The organism is Pacificimonas flava (assembly GCF_000342165.1).
Classification (GTDB): domain Bacteria; phylum Pseudomonadota; class Alphaproteobacteria; order Sphingomonadales; family Sphingomonadaceae; genus Pacificimonas; species Pacificimonas flava.
In genome coordinates this window covers 394070-415601 of record NZ_AMRV01000002.1, presented here as the reverse complement: position 1 = coordinate 415601, position 21532 = coordinate 394070, and the positions used below count along the sequence as shown (strand labels likewise).

Below are 21532 nucleotides of genomic sequence, written 5' to 3'. Positions count from 1 at the left end.
CTCAGGCCAAGACTGCCATTTGCTGATCCTCCCGTCGGCGACGAACGGACTTCCAAATGGCACAAAGCTTGTAACGCGCTGGGCGAGGCCGCGGGGCGTGCTCCCGCTACCTTGCTCGCTCGGACATTCCTCCCATGATGTCCAACCAACTTTCACCGGCCGGCGCGCTCTCGGGCGCCCGGCCGTTTTTTCATCCCCGACGCGCGGGTGCCCGGGCTCCTTTCGTTCTTGTCCTGTGGCCCCGTTTCCTTCCATAGGGGCGGCTATGGCACAGGTGCAGGCAGCGAAGCGGCGGGGCCGGACGCAGGGATTCGTTCCCGCGGCCGTGAAGGAGGCGGCCGCGCATGCGGCATGGCGGACGCTCGGCGTCGCGCTTCTTCTTGCGACTCTGGCGGCCGCGCTGGCCCTTGTCAGCTACGACCCCTCCGATCCGTCGCTCAATCGCGCGACCTCCACGGCGCCAAGCAATTGGCTGGGCGGACCGGGCGCCAGCTTTGCCGACCTGATGTTGCAATTGTTCGGCATGGGCGCGGCGTTTTTCCTGCCGCTCGCCGGGCTGACCGGCTGGCGGCTGGCGCGCATGACGCCGCGCCCCCGTCTGGGCCTGCGCGTGCTGGCGACCCTTGTGGGTGCCGTCCTGGCCGCCATCGGCTTCGGCATGCTGACCGCCGGTCCGCTTCCCGCCGGGCCGGGCGGTCTGTTCGGCGGCCTCGGCGCCGCCGCGATGGAGGCGGTGCTGCCGCTGGCGCCGACCGCGCCGGAAAGCGCGCTGCGCTATGCCGGCATGACGGCGGCGCTGCTCCTCGCCGTCGCGCTGATCGTCTTCGGCTTCGGCCTGCCGCGCGGCGCCCTTGCCGCCCTGTTCGCCCGCCACCGCGCCGAGGAGGCGGAGCTTGCCGCGCCCGCGCCGCCGCGCCGCCGCCGGGCTGCTCCGCAGGGCGAGGGGGAGATGGACGATGACGCCGCCCCGGAGGAGCCTGCGCCGCCGCGCAAGAAAATGCAGGTGAAGGCGCCGGAGCCGCGCCGCGCGCCCTCCACGCGCGCCGCGCGCGAGCGGCAGAGCGGCCTGCGTCTTGGCGATCAGTACACGCTGCCCGCCCTGTCGCTGCTCGCCGATCCGCCCGCCGGCGGGCAGGAGCGCATCGACGCCGGCGCGCTGGAGCAGAATGCCCGCGTCCTCGAATCCGTGCTGGAGGATTTCGGCGTGAAGGGCGAGATCGTCGAGGTGCGGCCCGGTCCCGTCGTCACCATGTACGAGCTGGAGCCCGCGCCCGGCATCAAGTCCAGCCGCGTCATCGGCCTGGCCGACGACATCGCCCGCTCCATGTCCGCCGTCTCCGCCCGCGTCGCCGTCGTGCCGGGCCGCAACGTCATCGGCATCGAACTGCCCAACAAGAACCGGGAAATGGTGGTCCTGTCCGAACTGCTGGAGGACCAGAGTTTCGAGAGTGCCAAGGGTGCGCTCCCCCTCGTCCTGGGCAAGGACATCGCCGGCGCGCCCATCGTCGTTGACCTGTCGCCGATGCCGCACCTCCTGATCGCCGGCACGACGGGCTCGGGCAAGTCGGTCGGCCTCAATGCGATGATCCTGTCGCTGCTCTACCGGCTGCCGCCCGACAAGTGCCGCATGATCATGATCGATCCGAAGATGCTGGAACTCAGCGTCTATGACGGCATCCCGCACCTGTTGTCGCCGGTCGTGACGGAGCCGTCCAAGGCGGTCCGCGCGCTCAAATGGACCGTCGAGCAGATGGAGGAACGCTATCGCATGATGGCGGCGGTCAACGTCCGCTCGCTCGCCGCCTTCAACCAGAAGGTGGGGGAGGCGAAGGCGGGCGGAAAGCCGTTCGAACGGCGCGTCCACACCGGCTACGATCCCGACAGCGGCCAGCCCGTCTATGAAACGGAAACGCTGGAATACGAACCCTTGCCGCTGATGGTCGTCGTCGTCGACGAGCTGGCCGACCTGATGATGACCGCCGGCAAGGAGGTGGAGTTCCTGATCCAGCGGCTGGCGCAGAAGGCGCGTGCGGCCGGCATCCACCTGATCATGGCGACGCAGCGTCCCTCCGTCGACGTCATCACCGGCGTCATCAAGGCGAACCTGCCGACCCGCATCAGCTTTTCCGTCACCTCGAAGATCGACAGCCGCACCATTCTGGGCGAGCAGGGCGCCGAACAGCTCCTCGGCAAGGGCGACATGCTCTACATGCCCGGCGGCAAGGCGCTGACCCGCGTGCACGGCCCCTTCGTCAGCGACGAGGAGGTGGAGCGCGTCGCCGATCACTGGCGCGGGCAGGGCACGCCCGACTATGTCGAGGCGGTCACCGAGGAGCCGGAGGCCGAGCTCGACCAGTTCGGCCTGCCCATGGGCGGCGAGGACGATCCGGAGGCCGACCTGTTCCGCCGCGCCGTGGAGGTCGTCGCCTCCTCTCAGAAGGCGTCCACCAGCCACGTCCAGCGCCATCTCAGGATCGGCTACAACAACGCCGCGCGCCTGATCGACAAGATGGAGGAGCAGGGCCTGATCTCGCAGGCCGACCATGTCGGCCGGCGTGAGGTGCTGATCGATCAGAGCGGCGGGCGGCTCTAGCGGGGATCGGCTGTAGGGGCGGCCGCCGCATCGACCCTCCCCCGACCCCTCCCTGTCCAGGGAGGGGAGAAGAACGTCCGTCTTACCCGTGCCGGACCGGCGCGTTCCCCTCCCTGGCAAGGGAGGGGTTAGGGGAGGGTCGGCGGCAGCCCCTACTCCTCCACCACCGAGGCCCCCGTCACCGGGATCTCCTCCGCCAGCAACTCGCCCCGCAGCACGCCGTCGCCCTTGTTCGGGTCGGTGGGCGCGGCAAGGATGCTCTTCACGGTCTCCATGCCCTGCACCACCCGGCCAAAGGCGGCGTAGCCGGGACTGTCCCCCTTCGCGTCCCATTGCGGCTGGTCGCTGACCATGATCAGGAAATCCGCGTCCGCCGTCCCCGGCTCCCCGCGCACCATGGAGATCGTGCCGTCGGCATGCGTCAGCCCGGTGTCCGTGGTCGGTTCATGCGCGATGGGCGGGAACACGTGATCGGGGTGCTGGCGCAGCCCGAACTGCACGAAGCCCTTACCGGCACCGATCTTCTGGCTGGCACGGTAAAAGGCGGCGTTTTCCAGCCGCCCCTCCTCCACATAGCGCAGGAAATTGGCGGCCGTGACGGGCGCGCGTTCCGTTTCGATTTCCAGGATGATCGGCCCGGCTTCGGTGTCGATCCGCACCATCTCGGTCTCGAAGGCCTGTTCTTCCGGCAGCGGCCGGAACGGACTGGCGGGGGCGGCCTGCTCCGCTGCGGCGCGCGGTGCGGCCTGCGTCTGCGCGGCGGCGGGAGGGACGGAGAGGGCCAGGGCGGCCGTGGCGGCGATCAGAAGGCATTTCGTCATGCCGCACACATTAGCGCGAAGCCGCTCGCCTTGCGAATCCCCTCAAGAGGGCAGCGCCCGGGGAGGGGGCGCAAACGGAAAGGGGCGCCCCAACCTTTCGGCCGGAGCACCCCTCCCTCCCTAGCGGGGGAGCTCGTTCGTCCGGGCCCTGTACGGCCCGAACATCTGCCAGCGCCTTACCAGGCGATCTGGAAACCGCCGCGGGCACCGACTTCGCCGGTTTCGAACCCGACGCCGACGCCTGCGGAGATGGATGACATCTCACCCACGGCTGCAGAGATCGCGGACGAGACGGCGGCCCGTTCGTTATAATAGCCGATCCCGCCCGACAGCGCGAACCGCGCGCCGGCCGGAATGTTCGGGCTTTCCATCGCCAGTGCCATGGCCACACCCTCATTAGCGCGGTCGATGTCCCTGCGGTTCCGCTCGCTCAGGTCGAAAAGCTGCGAGGTCTGGCCCTGCAGCGTGGCAATCGCACCGCTGTTGGTGGCGATCGCCTGATTGGCGGCCTGCAGGTCGTTGAAACTGGCAAGGCCGCCAGGAACGCCGGCCGTGGACATGCCCAGCGTGCCGTTCATGTCGGCCGTCACCACGTTGATCGGACCGGTCTGGGTTGCACCGCTGGCTGCCAGATTGCCGATGACGACCTGGTTTTCCTCGGTGGCCTGAGAGCCCGCGCCGATGGCGACGCTGTTGGTGCCGGATGCGACGGCACCCTCGCCCATGGCGATGGAATCGTCACCCGTCGCCTGTGCGCCGAAGCCGACGGCGATGGCCTGCGCGCCGCTCGCCACGGCATCTTCCGCCGCGGCGAAGCTCTGGTCGCCGGACGCCGTTGTCTGGTGTCCGACCGCCGTTGCCATCGCGCCGGTGGCCTGCGCCTGCCAGCCGAGCGCCGTGGAGCCGGCCGTGTTGGCGACCGATTCGCCGCCGACCGCGACCGTCGAATTGCCGATGGCCTGCGCACCGCCGCTGCCGTCGACGCCGCCGCCGATGGCGACCGCATCGACGCCGTTGGCGATGGCCGCTTCACCGACCGCCGTTGCGGCAAGTCCGGTGGCGGAGGACAGGTGGCCAAGCGCCGTCGAGCGCTCCGACACCGCTTCCGCGCGCCAGCCGAAGGAGGTCGCGCCCGGACCCGTGGCGACCGATTCGCCGCCGACGGAGGTGGTCGAATCGCCGGTGGCCGCCGAGTTTGCGCCGATGGCCATGGCGTCCGCACCCTGTGCGACTGCACCGTCGCCGGTGCCGTTGCCGTCGCTGCCCAGCGCGATGGCGCCGACGCCGCGGGCCTCCGCATCCGACCCCAGCGCGATGCCGGCATCGTCGGTCGCCAGCGCACCGAAATCGCCGCCGTCGGTGTTGCCGCCGATGGCGATGCCGCCGACGCCCTGCGCGGCTGCCGCCTCACCGACCGCCGTGGCGTTGAAGGCGCTGGCGCTCGACAAATGGCCGAGTGCAGTGGCGCGCTCGGCGCTCGCATCGGACTGCCAGCCGACTGCGGTGGCGCCAGGGCCGGCCGCATTCGATTCGCCGCCGACAGCGGTGGTCGAATTGCCGGTGGCCATGGCGTCCGTGCCGAGCGCCGTCGCATCCACGCCATCCGCGACCGCGCCGTCGCCGTCCGCGTCGCCGTCACTGCCCAGCGCGATGGCGCCGACCTGACGGGCCTCGGAATCGGAGCCGATGGCGATCCCCGCATCGTCGGTCGACAGCGCGCCGAAGCTGCCGCCATCGGTGTTGCCGCCGATGGCGATGCCGCCGGATCCCTGTGCTGCTGCCGCTTCGCCGACCGCCGTGGCATTGAAGGCGCTGGCGCTCGACAGATGGCCCAGCGCGGTCGCGCGCTCGCCGTCGGCATTGGCGCGCCAGCCATAGGCGCTGGCTCCGGGGCCGTTGGCGTTCGACTGGCCGCCGACCGTCGTGGTGGACGGCCCGGTCGCCGTTGCGGCCTGGTTGCCATTGTCGTCGACGCCGTCACCGTCCGCGTCGACGAAATCGCGATTGCCGCCGATGGCGACCGAATCGCCGCCCGTGGCAGAGGACAGATTGCCGATGGCGATGGCGTTGTCGCCGGACGCGACCGCATCCTCGCCGCCGGCGAAGCTCTGGTCTCCGGATGCCGTCGTCTGGTGGCCGACGGCCGTGCCCATCATGCCGCTGGCATCCGCCTGCCAGCCGAGCGCCGTCGCGCCGGGTGTGGTCGCGCTCGATTCGCCGCCGACCGCGACGGTGGAGGGGCCGCTCGCCGTCGCGGGCGCGGCGCCGGCATCGTCGCTGCCGATGGCGACCGCGTCGGTTCCGGTCGCGCTGGCGCCGCTGCCGACGGCGATCGCGCCCGCGGCGTCGCCCGTCGTCGAATCGGTGCCGCACTCGGTCGCGGCCGTCCCGGTGCCGTCATTGCATTCCGGCGTATCGTCGGCGCGGGCGGGCGCGCTCAGCGAAATCGCCATCGCGCCGGCGCTCGCGGCCAGCCACAGGGTCGAACGGTTGAATGTGATCGGTGTCATGACAGTGCTCCCTTTTCGTGAGTTCGTGAGGGGAAGCGGCCGCGATGACAGGGTCGAAGGATCATCGCGGACGCGCTCCACTCACGATGGGTGAGGGAAATATCGTCCGCTGCGCGTAACGGTGCTGTCGCCTGATGATCGGGCGGCATGACCGTCACTGGCATGAACGTCTCTCCCTCAGTTCGTGCGCCCGGTTCCTCCGCCGGCCGCACAGAACCAGATACGCCGATGTCATTGATCTGGACGCATTATTTCATTTTGTGACAAATGCCGTTCCGGACCCTTTCCGATGCAACTGCCACGGACTCCCACGCGTTCGCGCGCGAAGAAAGTGAACCGGCCATCCCCCCGCGGGGTTCAACCCGCGTTCAACCTTTGCCGGCTAGAACGGACAGCATGACCAGATTTCTTCCCAAGACGATTCTCGCCGGTCTCGCGGCGGTCCTCACAATGTCCGCTGCCGTGCCGGCCGCCGCCACGCTGGCGGAGCTGACCGCGCATCTGCAGGCGACGGATACGATGACGGCGAACTTCACGCAGATCGCGGCGAACGGCGCGACCACCACGGGAAAGGTTTATCTGGAACGCCCCGGCAAGATCCGCTTCCAGTATCAGAAGGGCGTGCCGCTCCTCGTCGTGGCGAACGGCAAGAGCCTCGACGTCGTCGATTACGAGGTGAACCAGGTGCAGCGCTACCCGATTGCGGAAACGCCGCTCAGCGTGCTTCTGGATCCGAACGCGCAGCTCGCCAAGTTCGCGCAGGTGAAAAGCGACACCGCCGATGCGCTGGTGATCGAGGCGCGAGACAAGAAGCACCCGGAATACGGCATCATCACCATCTATTTCGCGCGCGACGCCGCCGCCCCCGCCGACTTGCTGCTGCAGGGCTGGAACGTGGTCGACGGCCAGGGCCAGACGACGAAGGTGCAGCTGTCGAACGTGAAGTTCGACGTCGACCTGCCCAGGAACGCCTTCCGCTACAACGATCCGCGCCGCACCAACCGGCGCTAGGCGGGCTGCCGGAGTCGCGCCGTCCGCCCCCGGCCGGCGGCGGCTTGCCGCCCCCTGACGAAAGCGAAGGCTTTGCGGCGGCGGCGGCGGCCTGCTACCTGCCGCGCCATGCAAGCCTCGACCCTGAAGATCGCCAGCTGGAACATCAACTCCGTCCGCATCCGCCTGCCCATCGTCGGCCGGCTGATCGCGGAGGAGGCGCCGGACATCATCTGCCTGCAGGAGACGAAGGTCCGCGACAGCCAGTTCCCGCATGAGGATTTCGAGAAACTCGGCTACAAATACCGCATTCTCCACGGCCAGCCCATGCACCACGGCGTCGCCATTCTGTCGAAGGTGCCGATCACGGAGGAGCGCCGCTACGACTGGCAGGACAATGGAGAGGCGCGGCATATCGGCGTCCGGCTGCCGAACGGCGTGCTGCTGGAAAACGTCTACATTCCGGCGGGCGGCGACGTCCCCGATCGGGAGGTGAACGCGAAGTTCGGGCAGAAGCTCGATTTCTACGAGCGCATGACGCGCTGGTCGGAGGCGCTGGACATTCCCACCGTGATGATGGGCGATTTCAACATCGCGCCGCTGGAATGCGACGTGTGGAGCCACAAGCAGCTCCTCGGCGTGGTCAGCCACACGCCCGTCGAATGCGAAACCATGCAGCGCCTGAAGGACAGCAATGACTGGGTGGATATCGGCCGCCGCTTCGTGCCCGCCCCGGACCGGCTCTATACCTGGTGGAGTTACCGCGCGAAGGATTGGGCCGCCTCCGACCGCGGCCGCCGCCTCGACCATGTCTGGGTCTCGCCGGAGCTGGAGGGTCGTGTGACGGCGCACCGGGTGCTGGAACACGCCCGCTCCTGGGACCGCCCGTCCGACCATATCCCGCTCATCACTGAAATCGAGGTCTGACGCATGGCCGAACCAGAGGGTGCCGGATCAGAGGGTGCCGGATCAGAGGCCGGGTCAGGATTGGCTGGGGCAGGGGATGCCGGCGCCCTCGCGGCCGAACGCGCCATCGACGAACTGCGCCGGGGCCGGCCCATCATCGTGACGCCGGGTGAGGGCGAGGCCGAAAACGAGGGCAAAACCGAGGGTGCGGGCGCCGGCGGTGCTGCGCGTGAACACCTCGCGATTCTCCCCGTCGAACTCGCCTCGGACGCCGCGCTTGCCGCTTTCGAGGCGGGGGGTTCGCGCGCCGGAGCGGCAGCGGGCGAGGACGCCCCCCGCGCCGATATTCTCATCACCGACAAGCGCGCCGAAACGCTGGCGCTGGCCAATCAGCGCGCCGCTGCGGGTATGCGCGCGGTGCGCATCCGCCGTCCCGACTGGATCGCCGCCGGCGGCGCCGTTGCCGTCGCCGACCCGACCCTCGACCTGTCCAGCCCGCTGAAGGGGCCGTTCGACACCGTGCCGGTGGCGGACGAGGCGCTTGCCGCCGCTGCGCTCGCCGCCGCGAAATTCGCCGGGCTGCTGCCCGCCGTCCATGTGCGGTCCGCGCGCGGCGACGATGCGCATATGCTGCGCGTTCCCGCCGCCGCCATCGCCGCCTACCGCGCGCCGTCCACCCTGCGGCAGATCACACGCGCGCGCCTGCCGCTGAAGGCTGCCGAGGATACGCAGGTCGCCGCCTTCCGTTCGCCCGGCGGGCCGGAGCATCTGGCGCTCCTGATCGGCGACTGGGCGACAAAGGACGCGCCGCTGACGCGCCTCCACAGCGCCTGCCTGACGGGCGACGTGCTCGGCAGCCTGAAATGCGATTGCGGCGACCAGCTTCATGCCGCGCTGGACGCCATCGCGGCCGATGGCGGCGGCATCCTCCTCTATCTGCAGCAGGAAGGGCGCGGCATCGGCCTCCTCAACAAGCTGCGCGCCTACCGGCTGCAGGATCAGGGTTTCGACACGGTCGACGCCAATCTGCGACTGGGGTTCGAGGTGGACGAGCGCGATTTCGGCATCGCCGCTGAGATGCTGAAGGCCGTCGGCGCCCCGCGCATCCGCCTCCTCACCAACAACCCGTCGAAGGTCGGCGGCCTGGCGGATGAGGGCATCGAGGTCACCGCGCGCATTCCCCTCGTCGCCGGCCACGGCCCCCTCAACGAAGCCTACCTCGCCACCAAACGCGACCGCACCGGCCACCAGTTCTAGGCGGCGGGGCGGCTCTGCCGCGGCCAGACAACACTTCGCCCGTCCCGCACCCATGGGCCCCTGCCTCCGCAGGGGCGACGATATTCTGTTGGTGGAGTATCTTTCACCTCGTCACCCCTGCGCAGGCAGGGGTCCACCCGCACCCGCCCGGGCCTCACGTCCCCGCCCGGCCTGCCGCCAGCCTGACCCGCGCCATCACCCCTCCGCCTTGATGCGCAGCGCGTGGATGCGCTGCATCAGATCCCCCAGCGCGGCATAGACCGCCCGCTGCCGCGCCACGCGCGACTGGCCGGCGAGCGCCGCGCTCTCGATCTCCACCGCGAAGTGGCTCTCCCCCGTACCGTCGTCGCCCGCATGACCGGCGTGCAGCGCGCTTTCGTTCACCACCTCCAGCCGCGTCGGCGCCAGCGCCCTCGTCAGCCGCTCCCGAATTTCCGTTTCCATCGTCTGCATGGGCCTGTTCCTTTCGATCGTCCGCGCGCCTTCCTATATGATCGCGGGTGAAAGAGGGACACCGCCAGACCGACGCCAACAGCGATTCCGAACCGCCCCGACCCCGCCGCCGCGAGCGCTTCCACGGCCGTGTCGAGCGCGAGGGGCTGTGCCAGCGCCCCGGCTGCGACGAACCCGGCGAATTCCGCGCCCCCGTCACCGGCGCCCCGCACGGCACCTGGCAGTATTTCTGCCTGCAGCATGTCCGCGAATTCAACGAGGGGTATAGCTGGCGCGGAGAGGCGCTGCGCGCGAACGGCCGCTGGGACCGCGCGACGCAGGCCTTTGCCGCCAACGCCTATGCCAATGCCTTCGCCGACGAGATGGGCATCTTCCGCGAGCGTTTCGGCGCCGATGCCTTCCCCGAAACGGCGGAGGCCTCCCGCGTGCGCCTGTCGCCGGAGGATCACGCCGCTCTCGGCGCCTTCGACCTCGACCGCACCGCCACCCGCGCCGACATCCGCGCGCGGTACAAGGAGCTGGTGCGCCGCTACCATCCCGACATGAACGGCGGCGACCGCTCCCACGAGCGTGAGTTGCAGGCCGTCATCGATGCCTATACGCAGCTCAGGCGCAGCACCGCCTTCGCCGAATGACCGACCACTCCCCTGACGATTCTGAGGAGGCCGCATGGCCAGCCAGCCCGTAGACACGAACAGCCACCAGACGCTGATGCCCGCGCCGGATACAGAGGTGGACGCGCGCGAAACCTTCGGCGTCGACATCGACATGAAGATCCCGGCGTTCAGCCAGGCGGACGAGCGCGTGCCCGACCTCGACCCCGACTATGTCTTCGACCCCGACACCACGCTCGCCATCGTCGCCGGCTTCGCCTTCAACCGCCGCGTCATGGTTCAGGGCTATCACGGCACTGGCAAGTCCACGCATATCGAGCAGGTCGCCGCGCGCCTCAACTGGCCCTGCGTGCGCATCAACCTCGATTCGCACATCAGCCGCATCGACCTCGTCGGAAAGGACGCCATCGTCCTGAAGGAGGGGCAGCAGGTGACGGAATTTCGGGAGGGGCTGCTCCCCTGGGCGCTGCAGACGCCCACCGCGCTCGTCTTCGACGAATACGACGCCGGCCGCCCCGACGTCATGTTCGTCATCCAGCGCGTGCTGGAGGTGGAGGGGAAGCTGACCCTCCTCGACCAGAACCGCGTCATCCGCCCGAACCCGTTCTTCCGCCTGTTCGCCACGTCGAACACCATCGGCCTCGGCGACACCAGCGGCCTCTATCACGGCACCCAGCAGATCAATCAGGGCCAGATGGACCGCTGGAACATCGTCACCACGCTGAACTACCTCGACAGTGCGCACGAGATCGAGATCGTCCACGCAAAGGCCGGCGACCGTTTTTCGGGGGAGGAGGGGAAGGACCGCATCGCCCGCATGGTGCAGGTCGCCGATCTGACGCGTCAGGGCTTCATCAACGGCGACATTTCCACCGTCATGAGTCCCCGCACCGTCCTCACATGGGCGCAGAATGCCGGCATCTTCGACAATCTCGGCTTCGCGTTCCGCGTCTCCTTCCTCAACAAGTGCGACGAGCTGGAGCGCCCCATCGTCGCCGAATATTACCAGCGCGTCTTCGGCGAGGACTTGCCCGAAAGCGTCGTCAGCCAGGCCCGCACCTAACCGGGTTGGAAGCCCAACAGGCGGCCGCATGCGCGGCTGGCGTTCGCATGCACGGCAGGCGTTCGCACGCCCGGCAGGTGGCCAGAAGCCCGGCAGACGGCCGGAAGCCCGGCGGGCTGCCGGAAGCCTCGCGCGCAGCCCGGAACAGCGCGCGGACAGCCGAACGCCCGGCCGGTCGAACGGACAGGCCGAACGGCCAAGTCGAACCCGGCGGTCCCGCCCGCACGCGAAGTCGCCGCCCAGTATCGACGCGCCCGCCCCACGGCTGCGGCCAAATCGAGGCCCGCGCACCGGCGCTCCGAAACATGGTAAACGCCCGGAAAGCCCTTCGAACTCGGCCCGCCGCATGGCGCGTTCATGTCACCCTGTTCGGAACCCCGCCCCGATCCGCGCGTAAATTCTCAGTCAACGATTGGGAGTAAGACTTGTGAAGAAACTGATTGGCCTCGCCGCCATGGGCGCCGCCGCGCTCGCCGTCACCGCCTGCGACGTGGAGCAGACGGAAGAGGGCGAAATGCCGAACGTCGAGGTCGAGGGCGGCAACATGCCCGAATATGATGTCGACACGCCGGAGGTCGAAGTCCGCACCGAAGAGCGCACCGTCGACGTCCCCGTCGTCGAAACCGAACCCGCCGACGCCAGCGAGGAATAAGGCGCTATGTCCGAGGGCGAGCAGTGCCGTAAGGTGCGGTTCGCCCTTGGACCTAAAATTGAAAGACTAAGGACTTCGCGTGCGGGGCTCTGAGAGAGCAGAATCGATAAGCACGCCGGACATCTATTAAGAAAACAAAATAAAACAAGTCACAGTATAAAAAGTGTGAGAGTGATTTTATTTTAGAAAATACTGTAACTAATGATGCTCAATAAACCGAAAGGTATTTATCGTAGAAACTGAATAAGAGTCTGGTCTTTCCGCCGCTACCCCAACATTCTTGCCGACCGTAATGGCTGATATCATCCACGGCTTAACAATTTTATATCAGTTTCATGACATGGCTTTATTGATCGAGTTTACTGGAGAAATCTTTTCTGCGACGGCGGAGAGTGAGCCGCGAATTCGATAATATTAGGATTAACGAAACCATTCATCTCACTAGGCACGATTTGAAATGGGAGTTGCTCTAATTCACCGATTGCCAGCCGATAAGCTTCCTGCATTGAATCATCTGCGTCGTATTCCGGACCATCTACTGCGATCAAAATGTTGCCTTTTTCCACGCTGCCACGGTCGAGAACATAACTCAACCGTTTTCGCCAATGAGCGCCGTAGTCAACTACGCTCATTGGGCTTCGCTGACTAAAAGATAGGGGCTTTATAGCACGTAGAGTTTCTCCTTTGTAGGCTAAAGGAAACGTCACTGGAATCACATCATCTTCAATTTTAACCGTACGAAAATGCTTAAAATGGCTGCGATGCAAAGCTTGCCTGATTTTCTTAGTCAAGACATGCTCCGCATTATCCACAGTAATCTCGCGTTTAACAAACCGAGCAAACAGGCTACGAACCAAAACGTCTAACGGTAGTTCCGATTGCAGTGCCCGCGGCGCGCTAAAGATAACACTAGATTCTCGTGGCCTTACAATCTCCCAAAAGGTGGTTCTTGTATCTGTTCCGTGAATTGCCGGCAAATATTCGCCAGCTCGCGGAAGCTCAATCTTTAAAAGGTCAATCGCATGTCCGTAGGCGTTGTATGCCCTTTCTTCAAAAAAATGTCGAACTCGAGAGAACCTCTTAGGCGCGAGCTGAAAATCTATTTTCCCAGACATGCCATCGATCACGACTACGCCGATGTTGGCAAACTCTTCTGTCTCCGCGAACGGTCGAAACCGAATGATGCTGTATTTGAAGATATTCTTCATGCGAGCTCATCCCAGAAGGCCTGTTGGTTAACCCTGTATAATGTGCTGCGAATGGAGGTTAAAAAATCGTTCTCATCTTCAACCCACTCGTTGGGAAGCTGGCCGAAAATTTCATCCAAACTCGCAGTTAACCTGCGCATATTTTCGCATAGTTGACAAATGAAAACATTATTAGAGCGCTTTTTCCCCCATGCGCCTCGACAGGCATGCAGAGTTAGTTCGGAGCACCTATAGCTATTTGAAAACGCCAAGTTATGGTCAATTGCAATCAGGGAATTGCTATCGAGTTCCACCATTAAGTTGGGGTTTCCTCCCCGCTCAGAAAGGGACCGGTCCCCATTTTTTATCCAATGGTCGAAGGCGTAGATGGTGGCAAGGGTGTCGCTGGGCATTTGTTGGAGCAACGGCATTACCATAGCTTCAACGGGCTCCTTCCAAAGAGAGGCGAACAATGTTCCACTCCCGATGGAAGTCGATAATCGTTGATCTTCGTAAGAGTCCAAAAGCGGCCTTGGTAAATTACCCAGCGCAAAAAAGGGAACGGGGATTTCTAGATTTTGCGCAAGCCAGCCAGAAACAACTTCTGCAATTAAGCCCTTGTTCAGCGCGGCTCGCCCCTTGACGGCATAAAGCCGCTCATCTGCAAGCTGGCATAGGTATGGTTGGGTTGCGCCGCTTTGGATGGGCCGCACGACCTCCACAATCTCGAGTGCTTCTAGCTTAAATGCCATCGGCCATGACTACCATCGATGAAATTATAAATCCGCGAGACGTATGACGGCCTCGCCATCGAGGCCGAGCCGTTTGCGAGGGTTGGCTTTTGAAAAACCAGGAGAAGCCTGGACGGCGACATGGTGAACCATCAGGATCTTTAGTATCACGAATGGTCCAACACACCACCCACTCATTCCGCTCTTGTAAAATAGGGTTCGCTGACCGAGCTTGCGTCCTATGCGTTTTCTGCTGCCTCGCCGCCGGTCCCGCGCCGCGTTCATCGCCGGCCCCTCGGGCCTTGCCGCTCGGCGCTGGGCCGGACGTGCGGGCGCTATGAGTGTCCAGACTGTCAACTTCGCTGCGGACACATGTGTCAAGTTCGGTGCCGGAGCCCCAGATATGGTGGTGGCGGCATGAGCGGGGAGAAACGCAATCCGGTCGAGGACTTTCGTCATTCGCTGGCCGCGGCGCTGCGGGCGGTGGCGCGGACGCCGGAATATGAACTCAGCTACACCGCCGACCGCCCCTCCGGCTCGGCCAGTGCCGGCCGCATTCCGCAGCCGCCGCGCGGCATGCCGGAGCGGGAGGTGCAGGAGGCGCGCGGCTGGGCCGACGCCTTTGCGCTGAAACGCCGCCACCACGACGCCGCCCGCCACATGCGCGGCCAGCCCGGCGCCGGCCCCGCGCGCGACATCTTCAACGCCGCCGAACAGGCGCGCGTGGAGGCGCTGGGCGCCAACGCCATGGCGGGGACGAAGGCGAACCTCGCTGCCATGACAGAGGCGCGCGTGAAGATGGACCCGATCACCCGCGCCCGCGCCGCCGACGAGGTGCCGCTGGCGACCGCCGTCGGCCTGATCGTGCGCGAACGGCTGACCGGCGCGCCCGTCCCGGCGCAGGCGCAGACCGGCGTCGATCTGGTGCGGGACTGGGTGGAAAGCCGCGCCGGCGCGCATCTGGACGACTTGCTTGCGCGCATCGGGGATCAGGACGCCTTCGCCCGCCTGACGCGCGACATCCTGACCGACCTCGACCTCGGCGACCCGGATTCCGACGAGACCGAGGATTCGGAGGACGACGAGGAGTCCGGCGAGGACGACAGCGCCGAGAACGACACGGAGGACGATGAGGACGGCGAGGATGACGGCCCCTCGGCCGGGCAGGATTCGGCGCTCGACCAGCGCGGCGAGGAGGAGGATTCGGACGCCGAGGGCGGCGAACAGGATGTGCAGCTCGACGACGACATGCTGTCGGAGGCGGAGATGGGCGACGAGGCCGATGACGGCATGGTCCCCTTTCGCCCCAATGCGCCCTGGACCGACCTGCCGTCGCTGTTCGACTACAAGGCCTATACCGCGCAGTTCGACGAGGTGATGGGGGCGGAGGATCTGTGCGACCCTGAGGAGCTGACGCGCCTGCGCACCTATCTCGACCAGCAGATGACCAGCCTGCAGGGCGTGGTGGCGAAGCTGGCGAACCGGCTGCAGCGCCGCCTGCTGGCGCAGCAGAACCGCGCCTGGGATTTCGATCAGGAGGAGGGGCTGCTCGATTCCGCGCGCCTGGCCCGCGTGGTCGTCAACCCGACCCAGTCGCTCAGTTACAAGGTGGAGCGCGACACGGATTTCCGCGACACGGTCGTCACCCTGCTGATCGACAATTCCGGCTCCATGCGCGGGCGGCCCATCTCCATCGCCGCCATCTGCGCCGACATTCTGGCGCGCACGCTGGAACGCTGCGCAGTGAAGACGGAGATCCTGGGCTTCACGACGCGCGCGTGGAAGGGCGGGTCCAGCCGCGAACAATGGCTGTCGGACGGCCGCCCGGCGAAACCCGGCCGCCTGAACGACCTGCGCCACATCGTCTACAAGACCGCCGATGCGCCCTGGCGGCGCGCGCGCAAGAATCTCGGCCTGATGATGCGGGAAGGGCTCTTGAAGGAAAATATCGACGGGGAGGCGCTGCTCTGGGCGCACAACCGCCTCGTGGGGCGGCCGGAGGAGCGGCGCATCCTGATGGTCATTTCCGACGGCGCGCCGGTCGACGATTCCACCCTGTCGGTGAACAGCGGCAATTATCTCGAAACCCACCTTCGGCAGGTGATCGACTGGATCGAGACGCGCAGCCCGGTGGAGCTGAACGCCATCGGCATCGGCCACGACGTCACGCGCTATTACCGCCGCGCCGTCACCATCATGGATGCCGAGCAGCTGGGCGGCACCATGGTGGAACAGCTCGCCTCCCTGTTCGAGGAGGAGGGGGTGAAGGGACGCCGGCGCGCTGCCTGAGGGGGCGGGCGCTTTTTCGATGAACCGAACAAAAACGGCGCGTTCAGCATCGGCTCAATGGACGGGGTCCAGTGTCGGGATGTGGCCGCGGGATTTCGGTCCCCTGTTCCGCCCGCGGCCACACCGCCACAAGGGGTTTATGGAGAGTATGCCATGCTGAAACAGATTTTGATCGGAACCATCGCCCTGACCGGGCTCAGCGCCGCCACCCCGGCCTTCGCCGACGGCCGCTGGGACCGCGACGACCGCCGCGGCGGCTGGGACAGGGGCTATGACCGCGACGGCCGCTACGACCGGGACTACCGCGACTATCGCCGCGACGACCGCCGGTATGACCGTGTTCGCTATGACCGGCGCGACCGCCGCGACCGGGACGACTGGTACGACCGCCGCGGCAACCGATACGACAGCTACGACCGCTGCCGGTCGGGCAATGGCGTCAATGTCGGCACGGTGATCGGCGGCGTCGCCGGCGGCGTGGTCGGCAACGAGGTCGCGGGCCGCGGCGACAAGACCATCGGCTCCATCCTCGGCGCTGCCGCCGGCGCGGTGCTGGGCCACGAAATCGGCAAGGGCGACAGCAACCGCCGCTACTGCTGAGCCTCATAGTCGGCGATGGCGGTGATGAAGGCGGCGCCGTAGCGTTCCAGCTTGGCGCCGCCGACACCGCTGATGCCGGCCAGATCGGCCTCTGTCGCCGGCCGCCGCGCCGCCACCTCCGCCAGGGTGGCGTCGTGAAAGATGACATAGGCCGGGACCCCGTGCTCGGCGGCAAGCGCCTTGCGAAGCGCCCGCAGCCGTCCGAACAACGGATCGTCGGCGTCGGACAGCGCCGGGGCACCCTGCTGACGGCGACGCTTTCGCCCCGGCGGCGGCGGTACGATGCTGACCGTCCGCTCGCCCTTCAGAACGGCCCGCGCCGCCGGCCCCAGCGTCAGCCCGCCATATTGCGGATCGACCCGCAGCGCATCCTCCGCCACCAGCTGCTGCTGCACCGGCCGCCAGTCCCTGGTCGTCTTCCCCTCGGTCAGCCCGAACACGCCCAGTCGGTCATGCCCCAGCTTCGAGGCTCGTTCGCTGGCAACGCCCCCCAGCACATCGGCAATATGCCCCAGCCCGAACCGCTGACCTGTTCGGTATACGGCGCTGAGCAGCTTGACGGCATCCTCGCTGACGTCGACCTGTGTCGGCGGCTCCAGACAATTGTCGCAGTTGCCGCAAGGCGCCGGCGCCGGCTCTCCGAAATAGGTCAGAAGGGCGATGCGGCGGCAGGCGGCGCTGGCGGCATAGGCGGCGAGCGCGTTCAGCTTGCCCTCGTCGATGCGCCGCCGCTCCTCGGAACTTTCCCCCTCGGCAAGCTGAGAGCGAGCGCGGGCAATATCCGCCGCCCCCCACCACATCACCGCCTCGGCCGGCGCACCGTCGCGGCCGGCGCGGCCCGTTTCCTGATAATAGGCCTCGATCGATTTCGGCAGCGCCATATGCGCCACGAAGCGCACGTCCGGCTTGTCGATGCCCATGCCGAACGCGACCGTCGCCACCATAATCATGTCGTCGCCGGCGACGAAGGCGGCCTGATTCGCACTGCGCGTCTCCGCATCCAGACCGGCATGATAGGGCAGCGCGTTGAGGCCGGCAGCCTGCAGCTGCGCCGCGATGGCATCGACCTTTGCCCGGGTCGGCGCATAGACGATGCCTGCCCGGCCCCGCCGCCCGTTCAGGAAATCCATCAGCTGGCGCGTACGGCTGTCGCCGGCGCGGACGTGATAGGTGATGTTCGGCCGGTCGAAGCCGGCGACCACGACCTTGTCCGCGTCGATGCCGAGCTGCTGGGCGATATCGGCCTGCGTCATCGCATCGGCCGTCGCGGTCAGGCCGATGCGAGGAACGCCCGGAAAGCGGTCGCAGAGCGGGCGCAGCTGCCGGTAATCCGGCCGGAAATCATGACCCCATTCCGAAACGCAGTGCGCCTCGTCGATGGCGATGAGAGCAAGGTCGGCGCGGCCGATCCGGTCCTGGAAGTCGGGCATGGTCGCCCGCTCGGGCGCGACATAGAGGAGGTCGAGCGTCCCCTGTTCCAGCGCATTCCAGATGTCGCGGCGTTCGTCCATCGCCGTCGCGCCGGTCAGCGCAGCAGCGGCGACGCCCGCCTCCCGCAGCGCGCGGACCTGATCCTGCATCAACGCGACCAGCGGCGAGATGACGAGCGCCGTGCCCGGCCGGGCGAGTGCGGGCACCTGATAGCAGAGCGACTTGCCCGCGCCGGTCGGCATGATGGCGAGGCGATCCTCGCCGCGCGCGACCGCCTCGACGATTTCGCCTTGCAGGGGACGGAACGACTTGTAGCCGAAAACGTCGTTCAGGATCTGTACGGGCTCACTGATATACACAGCCGTCCGGATAGCGGCGCGGCGCGGCGCGCGCCACAGTCGAACAGGTCGCAGGGACGAAGAGGCGGGATGACAGGGTTACGGTCGGGATTCTACGCGGTCGCCACGGCGCTGTTCGCGCTTGCGGCGATGAATGCGCAGGCGGAGGACGGGCCCGTCACGATCGCGGCGGAACCGCTGGCGCTCAGCGAAAGCGATGCGAAGGTCGAAAGGATTGGCCGACTGGCCTATCGCGGCGGTCTGGTCCTGTCCTCCGGCGAGGAGCGGGTCGGCGGCGTGTCGGGTCTGCGCTGGCTGGGCGGCGACCGCTTTTTGGCCATCACCGACCAGGGCGACTGGCTGCGCCTCGACACCGAGGAGGCGGATGACAGGCTGACCGGCATCGCGGCGGCCCGCATCGGCATTTTGACAGACGATCGCGGCGCTCCGCTTTTGGTCAAGCCTCTGGCCGATGCGGAGGCGCTGTCCATCCAGCGCACGGACGGGAAGCCGGTCGCCGCCAATGTCTATTTCGAACGCTCGCACCGCGCATGGCGCTATGCCCTTGATGAAGACGGAGGGATCGGCGCGTTCATGCGCGAACTGCCGCTCGGTGACTGGGTCGAGGCATTGCCGGAAAATGGCGGCATCGAGGCGGTGGCCGGCACGGAACGGGGCACGTTCCTGATCCCGGAGGATTTGCGCCGGGACGGCCGTGTCCTCGCGCACCGCCAGTGGCGTGGACGCGACGGCAAGCTGCGCACCTCGGAAATCCCCTTCGAATTGCCAACGGATTTCAAGCCGACGGACGCGCACGCCCTGCCGGATGGCGGCATCCTGCTTCTCAGCCGCCGCTATTCGCCGCTGCAAGGCGTCGCGGCCCGCCTGGACCTGCTCGAATTTCAAGCGTCTCCCAGCGGGCCCGGCCGCTTGAAGCGAACGCCGCTGACCATGCTGAAGGCGCCCCTGACCGTCGATAATATGGAGGCGCTCGCTATCCGCGTGTCGGGCGAGCGTACCTTCCTCTATCTGATGAGCGACGATAATTTCAGCCCGGCCCAGCGAACCTTGCTGATGAAATTCGAATTGATGCCGGCCAAGAGGGCGGCGCAAGCGCGGCCGAGCACCAAACCGCCAGAGGCGAAGCCGGGGCCGGGCGAAACGATTTCTCCGGACGATTAGACTTGTTCGCATCATCCCTCGATTTGGGCTATACAGTGTGCAGCGGGTGAGAAGCCAAGGAGTCTCATCAATGATGCGAGTTCGTTTCAAAACAGCATTGCTGGCCCTCATGTCCGTTTCCGTGCCCGCTAGCGTCCTGGCGCATCACGGTTGGGCCTGGACAGAAGACGAGGAAAGCCGCCTTTCCGGCGAGATCGTTTCGATCAGCTTCGGCAATCCTCACATGCACCTCGAATTGCGCGATCAGGCCGGAACATGGCAGGTCGACCTTGCGCCGCCGTCGGCGTCTGCCCGTGCGGGTTTCGTGGAAGGGGTGGCTGAGACCGGCGATCAGGCCGTGGTCACCGGCCACCGGTCTCGCGATGCGGACGAACGCGCGTTCAAGGCGGAAACGATCACGGTGAACGGCAAGACCTACGACGTCTACCCGGATCGCCCGAAGACCTTGAAGCCCGGCAAGTAAAATTCGGCGCCGCGATGCTCGACGTGGCTCTGACCGCCGTGGAGAATTCTGCGTTGGCGGAGGCATTGAGGACGTCGCGCACCGCCTATCCAATTGTAAACGGCCTGCATATCATCGGCCTCGCGGTCCTGTTCGGATCGATTCTTTCGCTCGATCTGAAGCTGTTGGGATTGTTCCCCCAGATACCCGTCCAACCCCTGGCGCTCTATTTGCCGCGCGTGTCCGCCTGCGGGCTGGGCCTTGCGGCTGCGACCGGCCTGCTGCTGTTCAGCATCCAACCGCGCGACTATGCGGAAAACTCGGCGTTCCTGATCAAGGTAGGTCTGGTGCTGATCGGAACCGCGCACGCAGCTTGGGTACACTCTACCCAAGGGTGGAAGAGAGCGGCGCGAGAGAACGGCTCCGTCGCGAAACGGCTGCGAGTCTCGGCCGCCTTGTCGCTCTCTATCTGGAGCGCGGCCATACTGGCCGGACGCTTCATCGCCTTTTGAGGGCGGCCGTCTACAACCGCCCCTCGATGGCATCCCAGATACGGCCCGGGATGTCGGTGCCGTTGTAGCGGTCGATGGCGACGATGCCGGTGGGTGAAGTGACGTTGATTTCCGTCAGCAGTCCGCCGATGACGTCGATGCCCACGAAGATCAGGCCGCGCGCCTTCAGATCGGGGCCGATGCGTGCGCAGATTTCTTGCTCCCGCTCCGTCAATTCGGTTTTCGCGCCGGAGCCGCCAGCGGCGAAATTGCTGCGGATTTCTCCCTTCTTGGGCAGGCGGTTTACGGCGCCGACCGCCTCACCATCGACAAGGACGATGCGTTTGTCGCCCTCCACCACGGCAGGCAGGAAGGCCTGGGCGATGAACGGCTCCTTGAAGATCTCTCCGAACAATTCGACGAGCGCGCCGAGGTTGCCGTCGTCCTCGTCCAGCTTGAACACGGCCTCGCCGCCCTTCCCGTGCAGCGGCTTCACCACGACCGCGCCATGCTTGTCGCGGAATGCGCGCACGTCGTCTGCGGACCGCGTGATCATCGTGTCCGGCATCAGGTCGGCATAGCGCAGCACGAACAGCTTTTCCGGGGCGTTCCGCACCTCGACAGGGTCGTTCACGATCAGCGTCTTCTCTCGTACCATTTCAAGAAGGTGCGTCGCGGTGATATAGGCGATGTCGAAGGGCGGGTCCTGCCGCATCAGGACGACGTCGATGTCCGTGCCAAGGTCGATCATCTCTTCCTCGCCCAGCGTGAAATGATCGCCCTCCACCGCGCGCACCTCGACCGGTCTGGCGCGTGCACGCACGGCCCCGCCCGTCCAGGACAGGTCCTTCGCCAGATAATGCCACAATTTGTGGCCGCGTTCCTGCGCCTTCAGCATCAGCGCGAAGGTGGAATCGCCGGCAATCTTGACGGCGGCGATCGGGTCCATCTGGACGGCGACATTCAGGCTCATGTCCTGCGT

General features: G+C 66.4%; 19 protein-coding genes. 12 read left to right on the top strand and 7 right to left on the bottom strand.

Features of this window, described 5'->3' with window-relative positions:
• Positions 1 to 265: 265 nt before the first annotated feature.
• The gene (locus C725_RS04660) at positions 266 to 2593 is read left to right on the top strand and encodes an FtsK/SpoIIIE family DNA translocase (RefSeq protein ID WP_008600469.1); all 2328 of its coding nucleotides are present in this window, start codon (positions 266 to 268) and stop codon (positions 2591 to 2593) included.
• A 152-nt stretch (positions 2594 to 2745) separates the two neighbouring features.
• On the opposite strand, the gene C725_RS04655 is transcribed toward C725_RS04660, so the two are convergent.
• Positions 2746 to 3414 carry a peptidylprolyl isomerase gene (locus tag C725_RS04655; RefSeq protein ID WP_038281475.1) on the bottom strand — a complete coding sequence of 223 codons (669 nt, stop codon included), beginning with the start codon at positions 3412 to 3414 and terminating at the stop codon, positions 2746 to 2748.
• Between the two features lie 176 nt (positions 3415 to 3590).
• On the bottom strand, positions 3591 to 5924 hold the full coding sequence (locus C725_RS04650) for a YadA-like family protein (RefSeq protein WP_008600467.1): 2334 nt from the start codon (positions 5922 to 5924) through the stop codon (positions 3591 to 3593).
• A gap of 396 nt (positions 5925 to 6320) precedes the next feature.
• Between C725_RS04650 and C725_RS04645 the strand changes: the two genes are divergently transcribed.
• The 3 genes from C725_RS04645 to ribA all read left to right on the top strand — a co-directional run bounded on the left by C725_RS04645 (position 6321) and on the right by ribA (position 9077).
• A complete protein-coding gene (locus tag C725_RS04645) occupies positions 6321 to 6935 on the top strand; it encodes a LolA family protein (RefSeq protein ID WP_008600466.1) in 615 nt (204 codons plus the stop codon).
• Between the two features lie 108 nt (positions 6936 to 7043).
• Entirely contained in the window at positions 7044 to 7841 is a 798-nt protein-coding gene (locus C725_RS04640; protein ID WP_038281472.1) for an exodeoxyribonuclease III, read from the top strand.
• Between the two features lie 3 nt (positions 7842 to 7844).
• Entirely contained in the window at positions 7845 to 9077 is a 1233-nt protein-coding gene (ribA, locus tag C725_RS04635; protein WP_008600464.1) for a GTP cyclohydrolase II, read from the top strand.
• Positions 9078 to 9272: 195 nt separating this feature from the next.
• On the opposite strand, the gene C725_RS04630 is transcribed toward ribA, so the two are convergent.
• Positions 9273 to 9530 carry a BolA family protein gene (locus C725_RS04630; RefSeq protein WP_008600463.1) on the bottom strand — a complete coding sequence of 86 codons (258 nt, stop codon included), beginning with the start codon at positions 9528 to 9530 and terminating at the stop codon, positions 9273 to 9275.
• A gap of 47 nt (positions 9531 to 9577) precedes the next feature.
• Here C725_RS04630 and C725_RS04625 point away from each other — a divergent pair, with 47 nt between their 5' ends.
• From C725_RS04625 to C725_RS04615, 3 genes are all read left to right on the top strand, one after another.
• Positions 9578 to 10165 (top strand): J domain-containing protein, encoded by a 588-nt coding sequence (locus C725_RS04625; RefSeq protein ID WP_008600462.1) that lies wholly within the window; start codon positions 9578 to 9580, stop codon positions 10163 to 10165.
• A 34-nt stretch (positions 10166 to 10199) separates the two neighbouring features.
• Positions 10200 to 11207, top strand: a complete 1008-nt coding sequence (cobS, locus tag C725_RS04620) for a cobaltochelatase subunit CobS (protein ID WP_008600461.1) — start codon at positions 10200 to 10202, stop codon at positions 11205 to 11207.
• A gap of 427 nt (positions 11208 to 11634) precedes the next feature.
• A complete protein-coding gene (locus C725_RS04615; RefSeq protein ID WP_008600459.1) occupies positions 11635 to 11859 on the top strand; it encodes a hypothetical protein in 225 nt (74 codons plus the stop codon).
• Between the two features lie 359 nt (positions 11860 to 12218).
• On the opposite strand, the gene C725_RS15650 is transcribed toward C725_RS04615, so the two are convergent.
• Both C725_RS15650 and C725_RS16120 read right to left on the bottom strand, forming a co-directional pair.
• A complete protein-coding gene (locus tag C725_RS15650) occupies positions 12219 to 13067 on the bottom strand; it encodes a DUF3037 domain-containing protein (RefSeq protein WP_078056135.1) in 849 nt (282 codons plus the stop codon).
• Positions 13064 to 13798, bottom strand: a complete 735-nt coding sequence (locus C725_RS16120) for a HipA family kinase (protein ID WP_149864530.1) — start codon at positions 13796 to 13798, stop codon at positions 13064 to 13066. Before C725_RS16120 ends, C725_RS15650 begins: the two co-directional genes overlap by 4 nt.
• A gap of 396 nt (positions 13799 to 14194) precedes the next feature.
• Between C725_RS16120 and cobT the strand changes: the two genes are divergently transcribed.
• Both cobT and C725_RS04600 read left to right on the top strand, forming a co-directional pair.
• On the top strand, positions 14195 to 16066 hold the full coding sequence (gene cobT, locus C725_RS04605) for a cobaltochelatase subunit CobT (RefSeq protein ID WP_008600457.1): 1872 nt from the start codon (positions 14195 to 14197) through the stop codon (positions 16064 to 16066).
• Positions 16067 to 16219: 153 nt separating this feature from the next.
• A complete protein-coding gene (locus C725_RS04600) occupies positions 16220 to 16666 on the top strand; it encodes a glycine zipper 2TM domain-containing protein (RefSeq protein WP_008600456.1) in 447 nt (148 codons plus the stop codon).
• Here the strand turns inward: C725_RS04600 and recQ are convergent.
• Positions 16657 to 18456 (bottom strand): DNA helicase RecQ, encoded by a 1800-nt coding sequence (gene recQ, locus C725_RS04595; RefSeq protein WP_008600455.1) that lies wholly within the window; start codon positions 18454 to 18456, stop codon positions 16657 to 16659. The two genes, C725_RS04600 and recQ, sit on opposite strands and share 10 nt — an antisense overlap.
• A gap of 69 nt (positions 18457 to 18525) precedes the next feature.
• Here recQ and C725_RS04590 point away from each other — a divergent pair, with 69 nt between their 5' ends.
• The 3 genes from C725_RS04590 to C725_RS04580 all read left to right on the top strand — a co-directional run bounded on the left by C725_RS04590 (position 18526) and on the right by C725_RS04580 (position 20571).
• Positions 18526 to 19617 carry an esterase-like activity of phytase family protein gene (locus tag C725_RS04590; RefSeq protein WP_008600454.1) on the top strand — a complete coding sequence of 364 codons (1092 nt, stop codon included), beginning with the start codon at positions 18526 to 18528 and terminating at the stop codon, positions 19615 to 19617.
• Positions 19618 to 19687: 70 nt separating this feature from the next.
• The gene (locus C725_RS04585; protein ID WP_038281466.1) at positions 19688 to 20080 is read left to right on the top strand and encodes a DUF6152 family protein; all 393 of its coding nucleotides are present in this window, start codon (positions 19688 to 19690) and stop codon (positions 20078 to 20080) included.
• A 14-nt stretch (positions 20081 to 20094) separates the two neighbouring features.
• Entirely contained in the window at positions 20095 to 20571 is a 477-nt protein-coding gene (locus C725_RS04580; protein ID WP_008600452.1) for a hypothetical protein, read from the top strand.
• A 10-nt stretch (positions 20572 to 20581) separates the two neighbouring features.
• Here the strand turns inward: C725_RS04580 and gshB are convergent, their stop codons facing one another.
• Positions 20582 to 21523 carry a glutathione synthase gene (gshB, locus tag C725_RS04575; RefSeq protein WP_038281465.1) on the bottom strand — a complete coding sequence of 314 codons (942 nt, stop codon included), beginning with the start codon at positions 21521 to 21523 and terminating at the stop codon, positions 20582 to 20584.
• Positions 21524 to 21532 lie beyond the last annotated feature (9 nt).

What these genes read in the sequence shown, in the direction of transcription:
- C725_RS04660 (WP_008600469.1), top strand. Translation starts at nt 266, where the DNA reads ATGGCACAGGTGCAGGCAGCGAAGCGGCGGGGCCGGACGCAGGGATTC.
- C725_RS04655 (WP_038281475.1), bottom strand. Translation starts at nt 3,414, where the DNA reads ATGACGAAATGCCTTCTGATCGCCGCCACGGCCGCCCTGGCCCTCTCC.
- C725_RS04650 (WP_008600467.1), bottom strand. Translation starts at nt 5,924, where the DNA reads ATGACACCGATCACATTCAACCGTTCGACCCTGTGGCTGGCCGCGAGC.
- C725_RS04645 (WP_008600466.1), top strand. Translation starts at nt 6,321, where the DNA reads ATGACCAGATTTCTTCCCAAGACGATTCTCGCCGGTCTCGCGGCGGTC.
- C725_RS04640 (WP_038281472.1), top strand. Translation starts at nt 7,044, where the DNA reads ATGCAAGCCTCGACCCTGAAGATCGCCAGCTGGAACATCAACTCCGTC.
- ribA (WP_008600464.1), top strand. Translation starts at nt 7,845, where the DNA reads ATGGCCGAACCAGAGGGTGCCGGATCAGAGGGTGCCGGATCAGAGGCC.
- C725_RS04630 (WP_008600463.1), bottom strand. Translation starts at nt 9,530, where the DNA reads ATGCAGACGATGGAAACGGAAATTCGGGAGCGGCTGACGAGGGCGCTG.
- cobS (WP_008600461.1), top strand. Translation starts at nt 10,200, where the DNA reads ATGGCCAGCCAGCCCGTAGACACGAACAGCCACCAGACGCTGATGCCC.
- C725_RS15650 (WP_078056135.1), bottom strand. Translation starts at nt 13,067, where the DNA reads ATGAAGAATATCTTCAAATACAGCATCATTCGGTTTCGACCGTTCGCG.
- C725_RS16120 (WP_149864530.1), bottom strand. Translation starts at nt 13,798, where the DNA reads ATGGCATTTAAGCTAGAAGCACTCGAGATTGTGGAGGTCGTGCGGCCC.
- cobT (WP_008600457.1), top strand. Translation starts at nt 14,195, where the DNA reads ATGAGCGGGGAGAAACGCAATCCGGTCGAGGACTTTCGTCATTCGCTG.
- C725_RS04600 (WP_008600456.1), top strand. Translation starts at nt 16,220, where the DNA reads ATGCTGAAACAGATTTTGATCGGAACCATCGCCCTGACCGGGCTCAGC.
- C725_RS04590 (WP_008600454.1), top strand. Translation starts at nt 18,526, where the DNA reads ATGACAGGGTTACGGTCGGGATTCTACGCGGTCGCCACGGCGCTGTTC.
- C725_RS04585 (WP_038281466.1), top strand. Translation starts at nt 19,688, where the DNA reads ATGATGCGAGTTCGTTTCAAAACAGCATTGCTGGCCCTCATGTCCGTT.
- C725_RS04580 (WP_008600452.1), top strand. Translation starts at nt 20,095, where the DNA reads ATGCTCGACGTGGCTCTGACCGCCGTGGAGAATTCTGCGTTGGCGGAG.
- gshB (WP_038281465.1), bottom strand. Translation starts at nt 21,523, where the DNA reads ATGAGCCTGAATGTCGCCGTCCAGATGGACCCGATCGCCGCCGTCAAG.